The organism is Streptomyces sp. CNS606, assembly GCF_000426325.1.
This window is the reverse complement of sequence record NZ_AUFD01000010.1, coordinates 62,814-84,587: the sequence shown is the minus strand read 5'-3', so window position 1 is coordinate 84,587 and position 21,774 is coordinate 62,814. Positions and strand designations below refer to the sequence as shown.

Sequence of the window (21,774 nt, the reverse complement as noted above, 5' to 3'; positions counted from 1 at the left end):
GGCGTGTGCGTGTGTGCGCGTGTGCGCCGGTGTCCGCGCGTCAGTTGGGCTCGAGGCCGTGCGAGCGGAACCAGGAGAGCGGGTCGACGGCGGAACCGCCCCCCGGTCGCACCTCGAAGTGCAGGTGCGGGCCGGTGGAGTTGCCGGAGTTGCCCGTGTAGCCGATGACGTCCCCGGCCTGCACCGCTCCGGACCGGATGCGGGTGCTGCTGAGGTGGCAGTACCAGGTCTCGGTGCCGTCGGCGGCCGTGACGATCATCATGTTGCCGTAGGCCGGGTTCCACTGGGTGCTGACCGTGCCGTCGGTCGCCGCCTTGACCGGCGTGCCGTACGAGGCGGGGAAGTCCAGGCCGGTGTGCACGGACATCCAGTTGATGCCGGCCTGGCCGAAGTAGGCGCTGACACCGAACCCCTCCACCGGGAGGGCGAACTTGGGCCGCAGCGCCTCGCGCCGCGCGGCCTCGGCGGCCTTCCGCTTGCGCTCCGCCTCCTGGCGCTTCTTGAGGTCGATGCGCTCCTGGGTACGGCTCGCGCGGTCGGCGAAGTCGTCGCCGGCCTCACGGAGTCCGGCGAGCTGCGTGTCGAGCTTGGTGTTCGCCGGTGAGACCTTCACCTCGGTGGTGTCCGGGGCGGCCTGCGCCGTCTCCTCGTCACCGGCGGGAATCACGGAGGCCGCGGCGATGCCCGCCACGCCGAGCACCGCGACCGACGGGGCGGCGACGGTGAGCAGCGCGGAGCGGCGCGGTTTCGGGGAACGGCGGCGGCCGCGGCCCTGGGGTCCGGCGATCACCGCCCCGGGTTCGGGCTCCGCCTCCGAGCCGACGGTGACGACGGGCTCGCCGCACGGGTCGGCCGGGTCGTACGGGTCCACGGGGTCGTACGCGTCCGCCGGGTCGTGGGCGTGCTCCGGGCCGGCCGGATCCGGGTGACCGGCCGGGGCCTCCTCGCCCGTCCCGTACGCGTCGAATGCGGCTGTGGGCTGCTCGTGGAAATCCACCACCGCGGCGGCCTGCGCGTCGGCGCCTTCCGCCGCGTGAGGCCCGGTCTCCTCGCCCTGGTGGTCGGCGACGGGAGTGCCGTAGGCCGCGCCGTCGGTCCACCCGACGGCGTCGTAGGCACCCGTGCCGTAGGCGGTCGGGTCGTTCACGGACGGGTCGTACGCGGCCTGGGCGTTCTGGTCGTACGCGGCGGGGTAGCCGTTCCGGTCGTACCCGGCCGGGCCGTAGCCGGCCTCGAACCCCGAGCCGTCGGTGGCCTGGTGGCCGTAGGCGCTGCCGTCCCAACCGGTGGCGGCGCCGTAGGCCGTGGGGTCCAGCACGGCGTTGTCGAGCCCGGTGGTGGCCGGGGCGGTCGACTCGAACGCGTTGACGTCCCACTGGACCGAGCCCTCGGCGGGGACCGACCATCCGTATTCGGCCTGGTCCGGCCCCGGCTGGTGCGGGATGAAACCCGCGCCGGAGTAGTCCGTTCCGGAGCCGTCGGTCCAGGCGGGCGTGTCGTACGCGCCGGTGGCGTGACCGTGGCCGGCGGTGCCGTAGGTGTCGTACGCGGTGCCGTAACCGTCCGTGCCGTGGAACTCGTTGCCGGTCCCGTCGTAGGACGGGGCCGGACAGCCGCCCGCGTGGAGGGCGTCCGTGCCGGGGACGGGTCCGTAGAGGGGGTCCCCGTAGTAACCCCCGTCCGGCGCGTAGCCGGTGCCGTGGGTGTCGTACGCGCCGGTGGACCAGGCGTCGTGCTGGGTGGCGGTGGCGTAGGCCGCGGTCCCGTAGGTGCCGTATGCCGACTGCTCGTAGTGCGCGGAGTCGTAGCCCGCGGACGAGTAATCGGCACCGGGGTCGGCCGGGAAGGAATCTCCCGCCGGGTGACGGTCGTTCACCACCAACTTCTCTTTCGCCTCGACAGCAAGGGGCGGAGCAAGTGCGGTGACTGTACCCGGCGGTATGCGGCGGCGACAATCTTCCTCAGGTTTCGGGCGGGCGTGAAACGGGCATTCGCTCGCCTATCGCCGCGCTGGGAGTCCGTACTCGGCGGGGCGTTCGAGAAGCGTTCGGCCAGCGTACGGAGGGGTTCCGGGGCGCTGTGCGCCACCCCTGCCGCGAATCTCGCAAGTTCAGGGGGTCGCCCGGCGGATCAGACGTGCCGAAGCGCGGCGACCGGCCGGTCGTCACGGTGGGTGCGCGGCGTCCCGGCGGGCCTGGGCTCAGGCGGCTCCGGAGGCGGGCGTGTCGAGGTGCGTGCCGCCCGGTTCGGTGGCGCCCGCCGCGGCGTCGCCCCCCTGGGCGGCGTCCGCCTCCGCGCCGTGGCCGTCGGCGAGTTCGTCCCGGATCCAGGCGGCGACCGTGCGGTCCACCGGGAGCATGAGGTGTCCGACGCCCCGCACCCGCACGTTGGTCACCGCGAGATCGGGGTGCTCCAGCCTGCCGCTTCGCACCGGCACCACGAACAGGTCGTGGTCGCCCCACACGCTTACGAAACGGGTGCGACTGCCGCCCGGCACCGGCGCGGCCAGCTCCTCCAGCAGCCCCGAACCCGGCACCATCTGGCGCGCCACCGGGTGCGGGGTGAGCGCCGCAGCGGTGTAGGTGCCCGTGTGCGGCGTGCCGAGAGTGACCAGGGTGCGGACGTGGGCGTCGCCGCCGTGCAGTTGCACGTAGCAGCGGCCGATGAGGCCGCCCAGGCTGTGGCCCACGACGTCCACGCGCTCATGACCGGTGCGGCGGCAGATCTCCTTCACCCGTGCGTCGAGGGTCTCGACGGCCTCGTGGATGTCCCAGGTGAGCGGGGAGTGGTTCAGGCAGTACACGTGCGGCCAGCCGTTCCCCAGGAGCGACCGGCGAAGCATCACGAACGTGGAACGGTTGTCGCAGAAGCCGTGCAGCAGCAGCACGGGCGGGGCGGACACGCCCCGCGTGGAGAGGGTCGCGGTGGGTTGTGCTTCCTCGAGGTCGGGGTCCCGCTCGGGGCATATGCCGGTCGGGTAGAGCAGTAGGTGCCCGGTCAGTGCCAGCGCCTCGCGTGTCGCCGCGCGCAGGAACGGCATTCCCGACATGGCCAACCACCTCCCGATCCGCGCCCTCGGGCTCGGCGCCGTCTGGAGACGGCGAGTGCCCCGAATACGCGATCTTGTGCGGTCCTTGGTGTGATTTCCCCCTCCCTCCGTGCCGCGAAACTGCCAGGATGGGTGAGAGGGGCGATAACGTTCGTTCACCTGGGTGGGCCGGATGCCGTCCCGGGGCGCGTCGCGAGTATGGAGGCAGTGATGGGTGTGTCGGGTCCGATCCGCGTGGTGGTCGCCAAGCCGGGTCTCGACGGCCATGACCGCGGCGCGAAGGTCATCGCGCGGGCGCTGCGTGACGCGGGCATGGAGGTCATCTACACGGGCCTGCACCAGACGCCCGAGCAGATCGTCGACACGGCGATCCAGGAGGACGCCGACGCGATCGGTCTCTCCATCCTCTCCGGCGCGCACAACACCCTCTTCGCCAAGGTCCTCGAGCTGCTGCGGGAGCGCGACGCGCTGGACATCAAGGTGTTCGGCGGCGGGATCATCCCCGAGGACGACATCGCGCCGCTGAAGGAGCAGGGCGTCGCGGAGATCTTCACGCCCGGCGCCCCCACGGGTGACGTCGTCGCCTGGGTCCGCGGCAACGTCCGCGACCTCGCGGCGTAGCGCTTCCCCGAAGCCGGGTGCCCCTTCCGGCCGCACCGCTCGCCACGCGGAGACCAGCACCGCCCCCTGCTCGCCGACGGGTCGCCCTCGGAGGCGGGCGCCGCAGGTGGCTCCCGCCACCGGTCGCCGATGGCGCTCCCCCCTCGGCCGCGCCGCCGCCGGCGGCGCGCCGGATCGCTGGAGTCCGGGACCCGTGGCGTGAGGGGCCCGGGATCAGGGCGAGGGGCGGGATTCCACCGGGCTGAGTTCGGCGAGCATCGTCGCGCGCATCCGCAAGGTGGCCACGAGTCGCTGGAACGCCTCCGCCCAGTAGCCGCCGGCGCCCGGGGAGCCGTCCCGCGGTTCGTCCGGTAGCGCCGCGAGCGGAGCCAGCCGCTCCGCGTCGGCCGGGTCCAGGCACCGCTCCGCCAGCCCCAGCACACCGCTGAAGCTCCACGGGTAGCTGCCCGCGTCGCGGGCGATCTCCAGGGCGTCCATCACCGCTCTGCCCAGACCACCCGACCACGGCACTCCGCACACGCCGAGTATCCGGAAGGCGTCGGAGAGTCCGTGCGCCGCGATGAAACCGGCCGCCCAGGCCGCCCGCTCGTCGGCCGGCAGCACGGTGAGCAGCTTCGCCGGATCGCCCGGCCCCTGTGCGGGCGGCGCCGCGGGCGCCCCGACGAGGGCCCTGGCCCACGCGACGTCCCGCTGACGCACCGCCGCACGGCACCAGGCGGCGTGCAGGTCCTCACGCCAGCCGTCGGCCACCGGCAGGGCGACGATCTCCGTCGCCGTGCGGCCGCCGAAGCGGTCCGTCCAGGTGCCCAGCGGGGTGGCCTCCACGACCTGGCCGAGCCACCAGGCCCGCTCGCCCCGCCCGGACGGCGGTCTCGGCACGACGCCGTCCCGCTGCATCGCCGCGTCGCATTCGTGCGGCGCCTCGACGGCGATCGCGGCGCCGTCGGGCGCCGGCCGGCCGTCCGCGTCCCGCGCCCGCGTGCGGTCGGGGGCGACGCACGAGCGGGCTCGCTCGGCCATCCGGGTGGCGAGCGCGGAGCCGGGCAGCCCGGAGAGCAGTTCGGCCGCCGTCGCCCGCACCGTCCGGCTCCGGTCGGTGAGGGCACGCTCGAGAAACGGCTCGTCCACGGGCGACAGGCCGTCCCGGAGCGTGTCGAGGAACATCAGCCGGTCCTCGGCCCGCTCCGTCGTCCACGTGCTCTCCAGCAGCGCGAGCCCGGCCGCGGCGTCACGGCGGCGCAGGGAGCCGAGCAGGGAGACGCGCTCGGCGAAGAGGCCCTCCTCCCAGAGCCGCCGGTCGGGCTGGGCGTCCTCCGCGACGCCGCCCGCGTTGCGGAGGGCGAACTTCCAGTCCTGGTTCAGCCGCGCCAGCCAGCGCGCCCGCGGGCCGCCGAAGGCGAGGGTCTGGGCGCGCAGGTCCGTGCGGGCGCGGGCGGCGTCGAGCAGCGCGGGCAGCAGGGCGTACGGCGCGCGGTAGCCGTGCCGGTTGGCCACGGCCAGCCACTGCGGCAGCAGTTCGGCGAGGTCGGGTGCGGTGCCGCGACGACCGCCGCCCGGCCCGGCGACGCGGTGGGCGAGCAGCAGGGTCAGCCGGTCGGCCGCCGCCTCGGGGAGCGGTGGCCGCTCGTCCGGCGGCGCGGGGTCGAGGCGTGGCCCGGCCTGCGCGGGCCGCGCTCCGGCGCGGCGCCGGACGGTCGCCACGGCGGCGGCGTCCAGCAGCGCGACGGTGCTGCCGCCCGGTGGCGGCCTCCGCTCGGCGCCGAGCAGGGCGGCGCCCAGCAGCTCGCTCCAGGGGGTCGTCGGTGCGTCCACGCTCTCGTCCCTCCGTCCATCGGCTTCCGGCTGCGGCGCCCACGCCTCGCGGGCGGGCGCGGTCACAGCGGCACCGCCGTGGTCTCGCCGGGGCCGGGCGCCCAGGCCGTGTGCGGGGCGAAGCCCCGGTGCCCGCACTCCCCGAACACCGTGACGGGACCGCCCCCGGAGAGGGCGACGAGCCGCCACAGCCGGGACTCCGGAACTGCGGGCGCGACCGGGAGCGCCGCGTCCCCGTCCGCGTCCGCCAGCTGCCACCCGCCGCGCTCCGCCGGGCGTACCGGCACCACGTCCCGCAGCACGACCGGCCACCCGTCGAGCCACGGGTCCTCGGCCAGCGCGGCGCCGTAGGCGGCGAGCGCGTCGTCCGTGCTGCCGCCGGGCGGGACGAAGCCCGCGGACGGCGCCGACCGCCGTTCGCCCAGGGCGGCCCGCAGCGGCGCGGCGCCCGGGTAGTAGGCCAGATCGGCGTCGAGCACGGTGCCGACGGGCAGCGTGATCTGCGGTGCGCGTCCGGCGGCGCCGAAGGCGAGCAGCAGGGCGGGCCGTCCCGAGGCGCGCCCGTGCAGCCATATCCGGCGGGCGGTCAGCCTGCCCTCCTCGGTGTCCCGTTGGGCGAGGACGAGCCACGCGTCACGCCGCAGGCTCCCGTCTGCGTCTGCCGCTTCGGCGAGCACCGCCGCCGCGTCCAGGTTCAGGCCCGTCCGGGCCCGTACCGTCGCGGCGAGCGGCTCGGGGAGCCCGCCGTCGTGCGCCGCGCGCCAGCCCCGGGCGAGCAGGTGCAGCAGCGCGCACTCCGCGAGCAGCCGGTCCGGCCAGCCGGGCCCGGAGGCGGCGACGGCGCCCAACTCCCGCACCCGCCCTGCCAGGCCGGGGGCCTGGGCGTCGACCATGCGGGCGGCCGTCTGCTCCCACTCGCCGTAGCCCGCGCCGTCGGCTCCCGCCAGGCCGCGGCCCAGCAGGTCCGCCAGGCGTTGCTCCAGCTCCGTCGCCCCGGCGGTGATCGCGGCGGTGCGCCGTTCGGCGCGCCGCCGGGCCGCCTGCGGGTCTCCTGCCCCTCGCCCGGCCGCGGCTCCGTCGCCGTCGGACGAGCCGTTCCCCCCGGTCGCCCCCGCGCCGGCGGCACGGGCGGAGGCCCGCGCGCGCCGCCCGTTCAGCCACTCCGCCGCCCACGGGGGCGGCTCGGCGCCCTCCTCCACGCACGGCTCCGCGCCCGCCCACAGCAGGAGCAGGGCCAGCGCGTGCTTGCAGGGGAACTTGCGGCTGGGGCAACTGCACCGGTATCCCGGCCCGTCGCCTCCCGCGAGGTCCACGACCGCCTGGTACGGCGTCCTGCCGCTGCCCTTGCACAGCCCCCACACCGCGTCGTCCCCGCTGCCCGCCTCCGACCACGGGCCGGGCGCCGCGAGCCGGCTGCCGCTCTTCCGCGACGACGCGTCGGGCGCCAGCGCGAGCACCTGTTCCGCTGTCCAGCGGACCCCCTGACCACTCATGTCACCGACGGTAGGACCCGCCACTGACAATCCGTCGGGACCACTCTCCGACCTGCGGTGACGCTCTTTCAGGCGACCACTGTCAGTGCTGCCGTGCAAGGTGGGACCACATCGATCCGTTGCACGCCGAGGGGGAGTTGTGACCGAGACGCATGCCCTGCGACCGCACGCCGAGGACGCCTTCGCCGACGAGCTGAAGGCGCTCGCGGCCGCCGACGACCGGCCGCGCCCCGAGCGCTGGCGGCTGTCACCGTGGGCCGTGGCGACCTACCTGCTCGGCGGCACCCTGGCCGACGGCACGGTCGTCACCCCCAAGTACGTGGGCCCGCGCCGCATCGTCGAGGTCGCCGTCACCACCCTGGCCACCGACCGTGCGCTGCTGCTCCTCGGTGTGCCGGGCACCGCGAAGACCTGGGTGTCCGAGCACCTGGCCGCCGCCGTCAGCGGCGACTCCACCCTGCTGGTGCAGGGCACGGCCGGCACCCCGGAGGAGGCCGTCCGGTACGGGTGGAACTACGCCCAGCTCCTCGCGCACGGGCCGAGCCGGGACGCCCTGGTGCCCAGCCCGGTGATGCGGGCCATGGCGGACGGCATGACCGCCCGCGTCGAGGAGCTGACCCGCATGCCGGCCGACGTGCAGGACACGTTGATCACCATCCTGTCGGAGAAGACCCTCCCGATACCGGAGCTGGGCGAGGAGGTGCAGGCGGTGCGCGGCTTCAACCTCATCGCCACGGCCAACGATCGCGACCGCGGCGTCAACGAGCTGTCCAGCGCCCTGCGCCGACGGTTCAACACCGTGGTGCTGCCGCTCCCGGCCACCGCCGAGGCGGAGGTGGACATCGTCGCCCGCCGCGTCGACCAGCTCGGACGGTCCCTGGACCTGCCGGCGCTGCCCGACGGCGTCGACGAGATCCGTCGCGTCGTCACCGTCTTCCGTGAACTGCGGGACGGCGTCACCGCCGACGGCCGCACGAAGGTCAAGTCGCCGTCCGGCACGCTCTCGACGGCCGAGGCGATCTCGGTGGTCACCGGAGGGCTCGCGCTGGCCGCGCACTTCGGCGACGGCGTGCTGCGCGCCGGCGACGTCGCGGCCGGCATCCTCGGCGCTGTCGTCCGCGACCCGGCGTCCGACCGCGTGGTGTGGCAGGAGTACCTGGAGGCCGTGGTGCGCGAGCGGGAGGGGTGGAAGGACTTCTACCGCGCCTGCCGCGAGGTGTCCGAGTGAGCGGGCCGCTGCTGCTGGGCGTCCGCCACCACGGGCCGGGCTCCGCCCGCGCGGTACGGGCGGCCCTCGACGCCCGGGCGCCGAAGATCCTCCTCGTCGAGGGGCCGCCGGAGGCGGACGACGTCCTGCCGCTCGCCGCCGACCCGGGCATGCGGCCGCCGGTCGCGCTGCTGGCGCACGTCCCGGCCGAGCCGGGCCGGGCGGCGTTCTGGCCGCTGGCCGACTTCTCGCCGGAGTGGGTCGCCGTCCGGTGGGCGCTGGCCCGCGGGGTCCCCGTGAGGTTCATCGACCTGCCCGCCGCCCACACCCTCGCCCTCGGCGGCGGCGACGGCGACGGCGACGAAGCGGGCCTTGAACCGGACCCGGAAGCGGCCCCGGAGGCAGAGCCGGAGCCCGCACAGCCGGGCGACGAGGAGGACGCGACACCCCGCGCGCACGGAGCCGCATCCGGTGCCGCCCGTCTCGACCCGGTCGCGGTCCTCGCCGAGACGGCCGGCTACGACGACCCCGAGCGGTGGTGGGAGGACGTCGTCGAGCACCGCGGCCGGCCCCGCGGCGACGGGACCGGAGACCCGGACCCGTTCGCGCCCTTCGCGGCGCTCGGCGAGGCGATGGCCGCACTCCGCGCGGCGCACGGCGAGGACGGACACGAGCGGGATCTCGTCCGCGAGGCGCACATGCGCCTGCGGCTGCGCGAGGCCCGCCGCGCCTACGGCGACGAGCACGTCGCCGTCGTGTGCGGCGCCTGGCACGTCCCGGCGCTGGCCCGGTCCGTGAAGGTCGCGGACGACCGGGCGCTGCTGCGCGGGCTCCCCAAGGCGCGGGTCGAGGTGACGTGGGTGCCGTGGACCCACCGCCGCCTCGCCCGGCAGAGCGGCTACGGCGCCGGCATCGACTCGCCGGGCTGGTACGGCCACCTCTTCACCGCGCCCGACCGGCCCGTGGAACGCTGGATGACCCGGATCGCCGGGCTGCTGCGCGACGAGGACCTGCTCGTCTCCTCGGCCCACGTGATCGAGGCCGTCCGCCTCGCCGACACTCTCGCCGCGCTCCGCGGCCGCCCGCTGGCGGGGCTCACCGAGACGATTGACGCGGCGCGGGCCGTGCTGTGCGAGGGCTCCGAGGTCCCGCTGCACCTCGTCCGCGACCGGCTGGTCGTCGGCGACGTACTCGGCGAGGTGCCCGACGACGCCCCGGCGGTCCCGCTGCACCGCGACCTGACGCGGCAGCAGAAGTCGCTGCGCCTGCGGCCGGAGGCGTCCGACCGCGACCTCGACCTCGACCTGCGGAAGGAGACCGACGCCGCACGCAGCCGTCTGCTGCACCGCCTGCGGCTGCTCGGGGTGCGCTGGGGCAGCCCCGCGGTCTCGCGCTCCGCCCACACCGGCACCTTCCGGGAGAGCTGGCGGCTGCGCTGGGAGCCCGAACTCGCCGTCCGCACGGCGGAGGCGGGCGTCTGGGGCACGACCGTCCTGGCCGCGGCGACGGCCAAGGCCCGCTCGGCGGCCGTCGCCGCGCGTGCCCTGGCCGACGTCACCACTCTCGCGGAACAGTGCCTGCTGGCGGATCTGCCGGACGCGCTGCCGGTCGTGATGCGGACCCTCGCCGACCGGGCGGCGCTGGACGCCGACATCGGCCACCTGGTGCAGGCACTGCCCGCCCTGGTGCGGACCGTCCGGTACGGGGACGTGCGCGGCACGGACGCTGCGGCCCCCGCGCAGGTCGCCGTGGGCCTCGCCGAACGGGTCGGCGTCGGCCTGCCGCCCGCCTGCGCAGGACTCGACGCGGACGGGGCCGCGCAGATGAGGGAACACCTCGACACCGCGCACCACGCGATCGCACTGCTCGCTCAGCAGGAGGGGGTGCCCGGCGCAGCGGAACTCCCGGACCGCTGGCGGCGCGTGCTCCGCACCCTGGCCGACCGGGAGCGCGTCCCGGGGCTGCTGCGCGGCCGGTGCGTGCGGCTGCTCCTCGACGACGGGAGGCTCGCGGACGGCGAGGCGGCCCGGCTGCTGGGGCTCGCCCTGTCTCCGGGGACGCCCCCGCTGGAGGCGGCGGCGTGGATCGAGGGCTTCCTCGCCGGTGGCGGCATGCTCCTCGCGCACGACGAACGGCTGCTCGGTCTCGTGGACCGCTGGCTGATCTCCATCGCCCCGGACGCCTTCACGGAGGTGCTGCCGCTGCTGCGCCGGACGTTCGCGGAGTACGAGGCGGGTGTACGGCGGACGTTGGGGGAGCTGCTGCGCCGCGGTCCCGCGGTGGCGGGCGGCGCCCGGGGCGCGGGGTCCGGGGCGCTCCCCGGGTTCGGCCCCGGTGCCGACGCGGAGCGCGCGGATGCGGTGCTGCCCACGCTGCGGCTGCTGCTGGCCGCGCCGTGAAGGGGCTGACGGGGAGGCGGGCTGCTGCCCCGAGCGGGTCGCCCGTCGCGTCGCCGGCGACGGGTCACCAGGGCGGCGCGGAGTGAGCGGCAGGGTTCGGGACGAGGGGAGAGAGCGATGACGCGGACAGGGAGCGGGGCAGTGGGGGAGGACGTGGCAGAGGAGCAGTTCCGCGCCGGGGGCGGGGAGCGCATGCGGCGGTGGCGGCTGGTGCTGGGGGGTGGCGACGGCCAGGACACCGACGGGACCGGTTACGCGCTCGGCGGTGCGGACGCCGCGATGGACCGCACCCTCGCGGCCCTCTACGGCGGCACCGACGGCCCCGGGCAGGGGAACCGCTCCGCCGACCGGCCCGGCGGCCTGGGGGCCTCGGCTCCGCGCGTGGCGCGCTGGCTCGGTGACATCCGTACCTACTTCCCGGCCTCGGTCGTCCAGGTGATGCAGCGGGACGCCGTCGACCGGCTGGGCCTGTCCTCGCTGCTCCTCGAGCCGGAGATGCTGGAGGCCGTGGAGCCGGACGTGCACCTGGTCGGCACGTTGCTCTCCCTGAACAGGGCGATGCCCGAGTCGAGCCGCGAGACGGCCCGTGCCGTGGTCCGCGCCGTGGTGGAGCAGCTGGAGCGGAAGCTGGCGACCCGTACCCGCGCGACGCTCACCGGGGCCCTGGACCGGTCCGCGCGCGTCGCGCGCCCGCGTCACCGGGACATCGACTGGGACCGCACCATCCGCGCGAACCTGAAGAACTACCTGCCGTCCCACGGCACCGTCGTCCCCGAGCGGCTGGTCGGTTACGCGCGCGCCGCGCAGGCGGTCAAGAAGGACGTCGTGCTGTGCATCGACCAGTCGGGGTCGATGGCGTCGTCCGTCGTGTACGCGTCCGTTTTCGGCGCGGTGCTGGCGTCCATGCGGTCGCTCGACACCCGTCTGGTCGTCTTCGACACCAACGTCGTCGATCTGACCGACGAGCTGGACGACCCGGTGGACGTGCTGTTCGGCACCCAGCTCGGCGGCGGTACGGACATCAACCGGGCGCTCGCCTACTGCCAGTCGCGGATCACCCGCCCCGCCGAGACCGTGGTGGTGCTGATCAGCGACCTGTACGAGGGCGGTATACGGGACGAGATGCTCAAACGGGTCGCCGCGATGAAGGCCGCGGGAGTCCAGTTCGTCACACTGCTCGCGTTGTCCGACGAGGGCGCACCGGCGTACGACCGGGTGCACGCCGCCGCGCTGGCCGCCCTGGGGGCGCCCGCGTTCGCCTGCACCCCGGACCTGTTCCCCGAGGTCATGGCGGCCGCGATCGAGAAGCGGCCGCTGCCCGTGCCGCACGACGACTGAGGTCCGGGCCCCGCGGGAGGCGGCCGGCGGGCCGGAGGAGACGCGCACGAGCTGTGACAGGTGTCACCGCGCCGGTGTGAGCTGGAATTCATGGAGCACTCACCGACAGAGCTACCCTGCAAGGCGGACATGCCGCGCGCCATCGGTGACGCCGCGGCCACGCGGCACGCCCACGCTGACAACGACCGCGATACCACTGATTAAGGGGACGTACGCGCGTGGACCTGTTCGAGTACCAGGCGAGGGACATCTTCGCCAAGCATGACGTACCGGTGCTGGCCGGTGAAGTCATCGACACGCCCGAAGCGGCGCGCGAGGTGACTGAGCGACTCGGCGGTCGCGCGGTCGTCAAGGCGCAGGTGAAGACCGGCGGCCGCGGCAAGGCGGGCGGCGTGAAGCTGGCCTCCGACGCCGACGACGCGGTCGAGAAGGCCCGGGCCATCCTGGGGATGGACATCAAGGGCCACACGGTCCACAAGGTGATGCTGGCGCAGACCGCCGACATCGCCGAGGAGTACTACGTCTCCTTCCTCCTCGACCGCACCAACCGCACCTTCCTGGCCATGGCCTCCGTCGAGGGCGGTGTCGAGATCGAGGAGGTCGCGGCGACCAAGCCCGAGGCCCTCGCCAAGATCCCGGTGGACGCGATCGAGGGCGTGACCGAGGCCAAGGCCCGCGAGATCGTCGAGGCCGCGAAGTTCCCGGCCGAGCTGCACGACCAGGTGGTGAACGTCCTGCGGAAGCTGTGGGACGTCTTCATCAAGGAGGACGCCCTCCTGGTCGAGGTGAACCCGCTGGTCAAGACCGGTGACGGCAAGGTCATCGCGCTGGACGGCAAGGTGTCGCTGGACGAGAACGCCGAGTTCCGGCAGCCCGACCACGCCGCGCTCGAGGACAAGGCCGCGGCCAACCCGCTCGAGGCCGCCGCCAAGGCCAAGGGCCTGAACTACGTCAAGCTCGAGGGCCAGGTCGGCATCATCGGCAACGGCGCGGGCCTGGTCATGTCCACCCTCGACGTCGTCGCGTACGCGGGCGAGGCCCACGGCAACGTGAAGCCGGCCAACTTCCTGGACATCGGCGGCGGCGCCTCCGCCGAGGTCATGGCGAACGGCCTGGAGATCATCCTCGGCGACCCGGACGTCCGCTCCGTGTTCGTCAACGTCTTCGGCGGCATCACCGCCTGCGACGCGGTCGCCAACGGCATCGTCCAGGCCCTGGAACTCCTCAAGTCCAAGGGCGAGGACGTCAACAAGCCGCTGGTCGTGCGTCTGGACGGCAACAACGCCGAGCTGGGCCGCAAGATCCTGACCGATGCCGCCCACCCGCTGGTGCAGCAGGTCGACACGATGGACGGAGCGGCCGACAAGGCCGCCGAGCTGGCCGCCAAGTAAGGGACGAGGACGCACAAGAACATGGCTATCTTCCTCACCAAGGAAAGCAAGGTCATCGTCCAGGGGATGACCGGCTCCGAAGGCCAGAAGCACACCAAGCGCATGCTGGCGTCGGGCACCCACATCGTCGGCGGCGTCAACCCGCGCAAGGCGGGCACCACCGTCGACTTCGACGGCACCGAGATCCCGGTGTTCGGCGGCGTCAAGGAGGCCATGGAGGCCACCGGCGCGGACGTCACCGTCATCTTCGTGCCGGAGAAGTTCACCAAGAGCGCGGTCGTCGAGGCCGTCGACGCCGAGATCCCGCTCGCCGTGGTGATCACCGAGGGCATCGCGGTGCACGACTCCGCGAGCTTCTGGGCCTACGCGACGCAGAAGGGCAACAAGACCCGCATCGTCGGCCCGAACTGCCCGGGTCTCATCACCCCCGGTCAGTCGAACGCCGGCATCATCCCGGCCGACATCACCAAGCCGGGCCGCATCGGGCTGGTCTCGAAGTCCGGCACGCTGACGTACCAGATGATGTACGAGCTGCGGGACATCGGCTTCTCCACCTGCGTCGGTATCGGTGGCGACCCGGTCATCGGCACCACCCACATCGACGCCCTGCAGGCGTTCGAGGCCGACGCGGACACCGACCTGATCGTCATGATCGGTGAGATCGGCGGCGACGCCGAGGAGCGCGCGGCGGACTTCATCAAGGAGAACGTCTCCAAGCCGGTCGTCGGCTACGTCGCGGGCTTCACCGCTCCCGAGGGCAAGACGATGGGCCACGCCGGTGCGATCGTGTCCGGTTCCTCCGGCACCGCGCAGGCGAAGAAGGAGGCCCTGGAGGCCGCGGGCGTGAAGGTCGGCAAGACCCCGTCCGAGACCGCGCGCCTGGCGCGCGAGCTGCTGAACGGCTGACCACCGGCCGTCGCACGCGTGAACGGGCCCGCACCCTCGGGGTGCGGGCCCGTCAGCGTTCCGCCGGACCCGCTTTCTTCTCCGGACCCGCCTTCTTCGCCGGGCCGGTGGGACGCGCCTGCGGCTGGACGGTCGCCCGCCCGTCCCGCTCGACCAGGTGCACCCGGTAGTTCCCCGACCGCACCTCCGGCAGATACGCCGCCCCGGGCGCGACGCCCGGCGCGGGCCCCGGGGCCGACGTGGTGGGGGAGGGCGACGCAGTGGGCGCGACCCCGCCGTTGCGGGCGTCCCCGGCCGGCCCCGGCTCGGCGCCCCCCTGCCCCGGCGCGGCCAGCGCCACCGTCACGGCGGCGGCCACCACGGTGGTCAGTCCCCATGCCGCTCCGGTGCGCTGCCGGCTGGTCCGTTCGCAGTCCTCGCGCACATGGGCCGCAGGGAGCGGGGTGCGGACGTGCGGGGCGGCCAGGAGCAGCCCCAGCCGGTGGGCGAGCAGGGGCACGCGGCGCTCGGCGCGGGCGTCACCCAGTTCCGGCACGCGCGCCGTGAGCATCTCCCGCGCATGGGCGAGGCGCTCACGGGTCGCCGCGGTGCTCGCCTCCGTCTCGGCGGCGGTGGCGGCCAGGTCCAGCCCGAGGCCGTCGTGCAGCAGCAGGCACCGCCGGTACGGGCGGGGCAGGGCGAGCAGCCCGGCCAGCAGGGCGCGGTCCGCGGGCGGGCCGGGATGCGCCGGGAGGGTGCGGCGTCCGGGTACGAGCCCGTGCCAGGGGGACAGCGCGTAGTCGTAGGCCACGAGCCGCACCCAGCCGGCCGGGTCGCGGTCCCCGGCGACCTCCGGCCAGTGCTCCCAGGCGGTGCGGAAGGCGTGGGTGACGGCCCGCTCGGCGATCCCGGGATGGCCGCACAGCAGGTAGGCCTGGCGGGTGAACGGCGTGGCGTGGCGCAGGTGGAGCAGGTCGAAGGCGGCCTGTGCCTGCCCGGGGCGGCGCGTGCGGCAGGGGCGCCTCCGGTCGGTCCCCCACGCCTGTCGCACCGTCATAGGTACCTCTTCACACAGCGGTTGGTCGTCCTCGGGTCCCACCTCCGGGATCACCAGACATACTGTGTGAAAAGTGCGCTCTCCGCATGAGCTGCGACACCACGACGAAGCGGGCCATCCGCCGTGAAAACGGCAGGTCTTGGCAGCATGGCGCCGTGAGCCACCAGATCCAGCGGCCCTCCCCGCCCCACCCGGACGGACCAGCCGACGGCACAGCTCCTCACGCGGCACCCCGCGCCCGTGCGCCGCGCCGGGCGGCCCCTCCGGAGGGTGCGCGGCGCGGCTGGCGGCCGCATGCCGCACGGCTGCTGGGCGGGCTGATCGCCGCCGCGCTCGGCCTCGGGCTGCTGGCCGTCGTCGTCCTGCTGCTCTGGATCGCCTCGCCCGCACCGCAGGGCGGGCCGGAGGGGGCTCTGCACGTCGCCGCCGCGCTGTGGCTGACGGCCCACGGCGCCGGCCTCGTCCGGACCGGCACCGTCACCGGCGAAGCCGTCCCGGTGGACCTGACACCGCTGCTGGCGGCGGCGCTGCCGCTCTGGCTGATCAGCCGTGCCGTGCGCAACGCCCTCGCGGACGCCTTCCCCGCCCTCGCGGCCGCGTCCCCCGACCCGGCGGACGCCTCCCCCGACCGCACCGGGGCCGTACGGATCGCCGCCACGGTCGTCGCCGGCTACCTGCTCGCCGGGACCGCCGTCGCCCTCTACGCCCACGACGGACCGCTCCGGGTCGATCCGCTCGGCGCGGCGGCGTGGCCGGCGGGCACCGCGTCCGCGGCCGCGGCGGTCGTGGTCTGGATGTCCCTGGGGCGTCCCGGACCGGCCCTCCGCGGCGCGGCGGAGGCCTGCGCCGGTCCGGCGCTGCGCGCGGCCGGACTGGGTGTCGCGCTGCTCCTCGGCGGCGGCCTGGTGCTGACGCTGCTGGCCCTCGGCCTGCACGGCGAGGAGGCGTGGGCGGCCGTGGAACGCCTCAGCGGGAACGGGCCGGGCCGGACGGCGGTGGTGCTGCTGGCCCTCGCCCTGCTGCCGAACGCCGTGATCTGGGCTGCGTCGTACGGGCTCGGTCCCGGATTCGCGCTCGGCGCGGCGGGCATGGCGGGCCCGTTCGCGGCGTCAGCCGACGGCGGGGCGCTGCCGGTGTCCTTCCCGCTGTTCGCGGCGCTGCCGACGGGCATCCCCGGCCCACCGCTGACCTGGGCCACCGTGGCGCTTCCGGTGGCCGCAGGGCTCGCGGCCGGGGTGAGCGCGGGCCGGGACGCCGCCCCGGTGGCCGCTCCGCTGCCCCGGGGCTACGGGGTCGAGGACACCCTCGACGCGCGCGAGACGGCGCTCACGGTGTGCGCCGCCGCAGCGCTCTGCGGGACGGCGCTGGCGGCGCTGGCCGCCCTCGCCTCGGGCGCTCTCGGCACGGGGGCGCTGGCGCACGTCGGGCCGACCTGGTGGGCGACCGGTGCCGCGGCAGCGGCGTGGACGGCGGTGCTCGGCGTGCCGACCGCGCTGGGCCTGCGGGCGTGGCGCCTGCGCGCACGCGGCGCGTTCGCCGAGAACGTCCGCCGGCGGATGCGGCTGCGCCGCGGCGACGTGCCCGGGCCCGGGCACGGGCCCGACGATCCGGCCTGGCACGACACGGGCGCGCGCCGGTCCCGGTGGGCGGCGCTGAAAGCCGCGTCCGGCGGCCTGATGAACGACTTCTCGCCCCGCGGACGGGACGGAGACCGGGACGGAGACCGGGATCGGGAGCGGGGCGACTGAGCCGCCCCGGGCGCTACTGCCCGGAGGGCTGCTCGCCCAGCCAGAACGGCACCTGGTCGTCCGGCAGGTCCTCGCACTGCTCACGGGCCGCCTGCGTCAGCGCGTCCTGCCGGCAGGTGTAGTACTCCTCGTACACCATCCGCTGGGTGAACCCGCCGACGACGCTCAACAGCGCCAGCCCACCCGCGACCAGGCCGCTGATCGCCGCCGCCCGCCGGGCCTTCGCGGCCTGCGCGGGGGTGACGGTGAGCTCCGTGCCCGCCGGGCGGGAGGCGCCGCCCCCGCCGCGCCCGCCGCCCGCCCGGTCCGTGCCCGCCACATCCTCCGCCGTGGCGTGAGCCGACGCTGCGGACCGCACGCTCGACGGGCCGCGCAGCGCGCTCACGCCCCAGTACACCGACAGGGCACCGAGCAGCAGTCCGATCTCGAACTGGCCGAGCACCGCGAAGAACAGGCCCCAGATGCCGCCGTGCAGGGCATAGCGCGCGTGCCGCTGCTTGGGGTCGGTGGGGTCCCAGCGCATGCCGGGAGTCTTCCGGCCGCCGTCGCCGCCCTGGTCCGGGCGGCGCGGGCCGCCGAAGCCGCCGTCCTGGCGGCCGGGCTGCTGCGTGCTCCAGCGCCCGCCCCACGGCGAGCCCTGCGAGCCCTGCGAGCCCTGCGAGCCCTGCGACCCGTGCGGCCCCGAAGACCCCGGCCCTTCGCCGGGCCCGCCGCCGGTGCCGTCCCCGCCCGGCCCGCCGTCTCCCGGGCCTCCCCGGTCGTCGCCGCCCTCGGGCCCCCGCGGCTGCCAGGGCCGGTCGGGACGGCCCTCGGGCGGAGCGGCGAAGGGGTTGTCCTCGCGCGAGGGGTCGGTGTCGGCGTGGGCCGTGCGGCGGCGTCGGTCGGTCATGTGGTGTGTGTCTTCCCCTGCTTCTCTCCGTGCCGGCGGGCCCGTACCCGCCCGACGCTACCTGCCCCACGCGCCCCCGTCCCGCGAGGGGCCGGAAGGGTGCCGGTATCGTTGCCGACGGTCGACCGGTTCGTAGAGTTCCCCGGAAACCGGTGCTCCACGTACTTGTGGGTCCCTACGAAGCCCCTCGCCGACTCGAACCCCCCTTTCCGCCTCGCCAGAAAGTGCACCGCCGTGGCAGCGCACCGGAACCGTCCCGCCCGTCTCGTCGTGCTCGTCTCCGGTTCCGGCACCAACCTCCAGGCGCTGCTGGACGAGATCGCGGCGCACGGCGTCGACGCGTACGGCGCCGAGGTGGTGGCCGTGGGAGCCGACCGCGACGGGATCGCCGCCCTGGACCGCGCCGAGCGTGCCGGCCTGCCGTCCTTCGTCTGCCGCGTACGCGACCACGCCGACCGCGACGCCTGGGACCGGGCGCTGGCCGGGGCGACCGCCGCCCACGAGCCGGACCTGGTGGTCTCGGCGGGCTTCATGAAGATCGTGGGACCGGCCTTCCTGGCGCGGTTCGGCGGACGGTTCGTCAACACGCACCCCGCGCTGCTCCCCAGCTTCCCCGGTGCGCACGGCGTGCGCGACGCCCTGGAGTACGGCGTCAAGGTCACCGGCTGCACCGTCCACTTCGTCGACGACGGCGTCGACACCGGCCCGATCATCGCCCAGGGCGTGGTCGAGGTCACCGAGGAGGACCACGCCGACGGGGGAGCCGCACTGCACGAACGGATCAAGGAAGTCGAGCGACGGCTGCTCGTCGAGGTCGTCGGGCGTCTGGCCCGTGACGGCTACCGCATCAAGGGACGAAAGGTACTGATCCCGTGACCGCCACCGCCACTGACAACGCCTCCGGTGCCGCCGACGACAGCACCCGGCGGCCGATCCGCCGCGCTCTGGTCAGCGTCTACGACAAGACCGGCCTGGAGGAGCTGGCCCGCGGCCTGCACGGGGCCGGTGTCCAGATCGTCTCCACCGGCTCCACCGCCCGCCGCATCGCCGACGCGGGGGTCCCCGTCACCGGCGTCGAGGAGCTGACCGGCTTCCCCGAGTGCCTGGACGGCCGCGTCAAGACGCTGCACCCCCGCGTCCACGCCGGCATCCTGGCCGACCAGCGCCTGGAGGACCACCGCAGCCAGCTCGCCGAGCTGGGCGTGGAGCCGTTCGAGCTGGTCGTCGTGAACCTCTACCCGTTCCGCGAGACGGTCGCCTCCGGCGCCACCCCGGACGAGTGCGTCGAGCAGATCGACATCGGCGGCCCGTCGATGGTCCGCGCCGCCGCCAAGAACCACCCGTCGGTGTCCGTGGTCGTCAACCCGGGCCGCTACGGTGCCGTACTCGCGGCCGTGGGGGACGGCGGCTTCACGCTGCACCAGCGCAAGCGGCTGGCCGCCGAGGCGTTCCAGCACACGGCCGCGTACGACGTGGCCGTCGCCACCTGGTTCGCCGCCGGCTACGCGGCGGGCGGCTCCAGCGAGAACGAGCCCGGCGAACCGACCGCGTTCCCCGAGTTCTTCGGCGCCACCTACGAGCGCACCTCCGTGCTCCGCTACGGCGAGAACCCGCACCAGCCGGCCGCGCTCTACGCCACCGGCAACGGTGGTCTGGCACAGGCCGAGCAGCTGCACGGCAAGGAGATGTCCTACAACAACTACGTGGACACCGAGGCCGCCCGCCGCGCCGCCCACGACCACGCCGAGCCGTGCGTCGCGATCATCAAGCACGCCAATCCCTGCGGCATCGCGACCGGTTCGGACGTCGCCGAGGCGCACCGCAAGGCCCACGCCTGCGACCCGCTGTCCGCGTACGGCGGGGTCATCGCCGTCAACCGGCCGGTGTCGAAGGAGATGGCGGAGCAGGTCGCCGGGATCTTCACCGAGGTCGTCGTCGCCCCCGGCTACGAGGAGGGCGCGGTCGAGGCGCTGACACGGAAGAAGAACATCCGGGTGCTGCGCTGTGTGGAGGCGCCCTCCGACCCGGTCGAGATGAAGCCGATCGACGGCGGCGTGCTGCTCCAGGCCGCGGACCGGCTCCAGGCGTCCGGCGACGACCCGGCGCGGTGGACGCTGGCCACCGGCGAGGCGCTGCCGGAGGACGAGCTGGCCGAACTCGCCTTCGCCTGGCGGGCCTGCCGCGCGGTGAAGTCCAACGCCATCCTGCTCGCCAAGGACCGCGCCACGGTCGGCGTCGGCATGGGGCAGGTCAACCGCGTCGACTCGGCGAAGCTCGCCGTGCAGCGGGCGGGGGAGGAGCGGGCCACCGGCGCGTACGCGGCGTCCGACGCGTTCTTCCCGTTCCCGGACGGCCTCCAGGTGCTGACGGCGGCCGGTGTCCGCGCCGTCGTGCAGCCCGGCGGTTCGGTCCGCGACGACGCGGTGATCGAGGCCGCGGAGGCGGCCGGCGTCACCATGTACCTCACCGGCACCCGTCACTTCTTCCACTGACGGCCGCCACCGTCGGCCGCCGGGCGCGGCGACGGTGCCGCACGTGAAGAGGGCCGCCCCGGACCGTACGGTCCGGGGCGGCCCTCTTCACGCGGCCACGCGTGGGTCAGTACCGGGGGCGGTTGAACCAGGCCCCGGTCGGGCCCATGGCCAGGAAGATCACGGTCACCACGGCGGTGGCCGTCCAGAGGATGGAGATGACCACGCCCACGGCGTTGCCGTCCGACGCCCCGCCCAGCAGTGCGAGCAGCGCGACGAGGGAGTTCAGCGACGACGCGATGATGCCGGTGACCCGCGCCCCGGTGCCGCCCTTGCCGAACATCGAGGCCGGCACGATGTGCAGCGCCGCCAGGCCGCCGAACAGCAGGAAGAGCAGCAGGCCGACGCCGACCGCCTCACCGCTGTCGGCGACGTCCATCTCCTCCAGCATCGACTGCGCGGCGAGCGAGCCGATCAGCATCAGCAGACCCATCAGCGCCCACAGCGATCCCGCGACGAAGAGCAGCACACGGGCGGTGACCGCTTGCGCGGGCATGCCCTGCTGGGGACCCCCGCCCGGCATGCCGGGCCCCGCCGGGTACGGCTGCTGCTGGGGGTAGCCGTACCCCGGTGCCGTCGGCTGCTGCGGGTAGCCGTAGCCCGGTGCCGGCTGCTGCTTCTGACCGTAGTAGCCGCCCGAAGGGGCGGCCCCGTACGGGTTGTTGGGATCGGGCGGATAGCTCATGACCGAGACTTTACCTCCGTGGGACGCCCGCCGTGGGCGTCGGATGGGCTCAGTGGCGCGGGCGGTCGAACCAGGCCTTGCCGTCGGCCTTCGAGAGGAACACGATGACCAGGATCGCCATGACCACGAAGACCAGGCTGACGATGGAGGCGATGTTCAGGAGGCCGACCAGGGCGACCAGCGCGCTGTAGACGATGGCGCCGATGCGCACGCCGTTGCCGCCCTTGGTGAACTTCGCGGCCAGCAGGATGCCCGCGACGGCGAAGGCGAGGTAGAGGACGCCCATTCCGGCGAGCAGGCCGGTGCCCAGGTCGTTGAGCATCTCGAGGTTGGCGTCGCCCTGCAGCTCCGGGTCGTCGGCGATGCTGCCGATGGCCGCCGCGGCGATGAACATCAGGACCGCGCCGACGACGCTGAGGCCGCCCGTCACGTACAGCATGATCCGGGAGGTCTTGACCGGGCTGGGCATCGTCGTGGGGACGCCGACGGCACCGTAGGCCGGGTCCGCGCCGCCGCCGTACGAGGGCAGGCCGGCGTCCTGCTGGGGGTAGCCGTAGCCGGGCTGGCCCTGGGGCTGCTGGGCGTAGGGGTTGTTCGGGTCCTGGCCCGGCTGGGAGGGGTAACTCATGGTGGCAGTTCCTTTTTTGAGGGGATTCCCGGTCGTCCCGG

At 74.8% G+C, this 21,774-nt stretch carries 17 protein-coding genes; 9 read left to right on the top strand and 8 right to left on the bottom strand.

Annotated elements, in window-relative coordinates:
• Positions 1 to 40 precede the first annotated feature (40 nt).
• On the bottom strand, positions 41 to 1,876 hold the full coding sequence (locus K304_RS0107935) for a M23 family metallopeptidase (protein WP_027763305.1): 1,836 nt from the start codon (positions 1,874 to 1,876) through the stop codon (positions 41 to 43).
• 324 nt (positions 1,877 to 2,200) lie between these two features.
• Positions 2,201 to 3,049, bottom strand: a complete 849-nt coding sequence (locus K304_RS27960; RefSeq protein WP_051308101.1) for an alpha/beta fold hydrolase — start codon at positions 3,047 to 3,049, stop codon at positions 2,201 to 2,203.
• Positions 3,050 to 3,259: 210 nt separating this feature from the next.
• On the opposite strand from K304_RS27960, the gene icmB reads away from it, so the two are divergent.
• Positions 3,260 to 3,670, top strand: a complete 411-nt coding sequence (icmB, locus tag K304_RS0107925) for a coenzyme B12-dependent isobutyryl CoA mutase small subunit (protein WP_027763304.1) — start codon at positions 3,260 to 3,262, stop codon at positions 3,668 to 3,670.
• Between the two features lie 213 nt (positions 3,671 to 3,883).
• Here icmB and K304_RS0107920 read toward each other — a convergent pair whose 3' ends face one another.
• Together K304_RS0107920 and K304_RS0107915 are read right to left on the bottom strand one after the other, a co-directional pair.
• Positions 3,884 to 5,482, bottom strand: a complete 1,599-nt coding sequence (locus K304_RS0107920; protein ID WP_027763303.1) for a DUF5691 domain-containing protein — start codon at positions 5,480 to 5,482, stop codon at positions 3,884 to 3,886.
• 62 nt (positions 5,483 to 5,544) lie between these two features.
• Entirely contained in the window at positions 5,545 to 6,975 is a 1,431-nt protein-coding gene (locus K304_RS0107915; RefSeq protein ID WP_037789558.1) for an SWIM zinc finger family protein, read from the bottom strand.
• A gap of 139 nt (positions 6,976 to 7,114) precedes the next feature.
• Between K304_RS0107915 and K304_RS0107910 the strand changes: the two genes are divergently transcribed.
• From K304_RS0107910 to sucD, 5 genes are all read left to right on the top strand, one after another.
• Positions 7,115 to 8,203 carry an ATP-binding protein gene (locus K304_RS0107910; RefSeq protein WP_106965548.1) on the top strand — a complete coding sequence of 363 codons (1,089 nt, stop codon included), beginning with the start codon at positions 7,115 to 7,117 and terminating at the stop codon, positions 8,201 to 8,203.
• Positions 8,161 to 10,581, top strand: a complete 2,421-nt coding sequence (locus K304_RS27955) for a DUF5682 family protein (RefSeq protein ID WP_078528783.1) — start codon at positions 8,161 to 8,163, stop codon at positions 10,579 to 10,581. Before K304_RS0107910 ends, K304_RS27955 begins: the two co-directional genes overlap by 43 nt.
• Before the next feature lie 117 nt (positions 10,582 to 10,698).
• The gene (locus tag K304_RS0107900) at positions 10,699 to 11,919 is read left to right on the top strand and encodes a VWA domain-containing protein (protein ID WP_027763300.1); all 1,221 of its coding nucleotides are present in this window, start codon (positions 10,699 to 10,701) and stop codon (positions 11,917 to 11,919) included.
• Positions 11,920 to 12,137: 218 nt separating this feature from the next.
• Positions 12,138 to 13,310 (top strand): ADP-forming succinate--CoA ligase subunit beta, encoded by a 1,173-nt coding sequence (gene sucC / locus K304_RS0107895; RefSeq protein WP_027763299.1) that lies wholly within the window; start codon positions 12,138 to 12,140, stop codon positions 13,308 to 13,310.
• A 21-nt stretch (positions 13,311 to 13,331) separates the two neighbouring features.
• Positions 13,332 to 14,216, top strand: coding sequence for a succinate--CoA ligase subunit alpha (gene sucD, locus K304_RS0107890; RefSeq protein ID WP_027763298.1), 885 nt, complete (start codon positions 13,332 to 13,334; stop codon positions 14,214 to 14,216).
• A gap of 52 nt (positions 14,217 to 14,268) precedes the next feature.
• On the opposite strand, the gene K304_RS31640 is transcribed toward sucD, so the two are convergent.
• Complete coding sequence (locus K304_RS31640; protein ID WP_051308098.1) at positions 14,269 to 15,252, bottom strand: hypothetical protein; 984 nt, start codon at positions 15,250 to 15,252, stop codon at positions 14,269 to 14,271.
• 155 nt (positions 15,253 to 15,407) lie between these two features.
• Here K304_RS31640 and K304_RS27945 point away from each other — a divergent pair, with 155 nt between their 5' ends.
• Positions 15,408 to 17,000, top strand: coding sequence for a cell division protein PerM (locus tag K304_RS27945; RefSeq protein ID WP_051308096.1), 1,593 nt, complete (start codon positions 15,408 to 15,410; stop codon positions 16,998 to 17,000).
• A gap of 13 nt (positions 17,001 to 17,013) precedes the next feature.
• Here K304_RS27945 and K304_RS0107875 read toward each other — a convergent pair whose 3' ends face one another.
• Positions 17,014 to 17,889 (bottom strand): hypothetical protein, encoded by an 876-nt coding sequence (locus tag K304_RS0107875; protein WP_027763297.1) that lies wholly within the window; start codon positions 17,887 to 17,889, stop codon positions 17,014 to 17,016.
• A 234-nt stretch (positions 17,890 to 18,123) separates the two neighbouring features.
• On the opposite strand from K304_RS0107875, the gene purN reads away from it, so the two are divergent.
• Positions 18,124 to 18,765, top strand: a complete 642-nt coding sequence (gene purN, locus K304_RS0107870; protein WP_027763296.1) for a phosphoribosylglycinamide formyltransferase — start codon at positions 18,124 to 18,126, stop codon at positions 18,763 to 18,765.
• Positions 18,762 to 20,381, top strand: a complete 1,620-nt coding sequence (purH, locus tag K304_RS0107865; protein ID WP_051308094.1) for a bifunctional phosphoribosylaminoimidazolecarboxamide formyltransferase/IMP cyclohydrolase — start codon at positions 18,762 to 18,764, stop codon at positions 20,379 to 20,381. Before purN ends, purH begins: the two co-directional genes overlap by 4 nt.
• Positions 20,382 to 20,487: 106 nt before the next feature.
• Here the strand turns inward: purH and K304_RS0107860 are convergent, their stop codons facing one another.
• Both K304_RS0107860 and K304_RS0107855 read right to left on the bottom strand, forming a co-directional pair.
• Positions 20,488 to 21,105 carry a hypothetical protein gene (locus K304_RS0107860; RefSeq protein ID WP_027763294.1) on the bottom strand — a complete coding sequence of 206 codons (618 nt, stop codon included), beginning with the start codon at positions 21,103 to 21,105 and terminating at the stop codon, positions 20,488 to 20,490.
• A 49-nt stretch (positions 21,106 to 21,154) separates the two neighbouring features.
• A complete protein-coding gene (locus K304_RS0107855) occupies positions 21,155 to 21,733 on the bottom strand; it encodes a hypothetical protein (RefSeq protein WP_027763293.1) in 579 nt (192 codons plus the stop codon).
• Positions 21,734 to 21,774 lie beyond the last annotated feature (41 nt).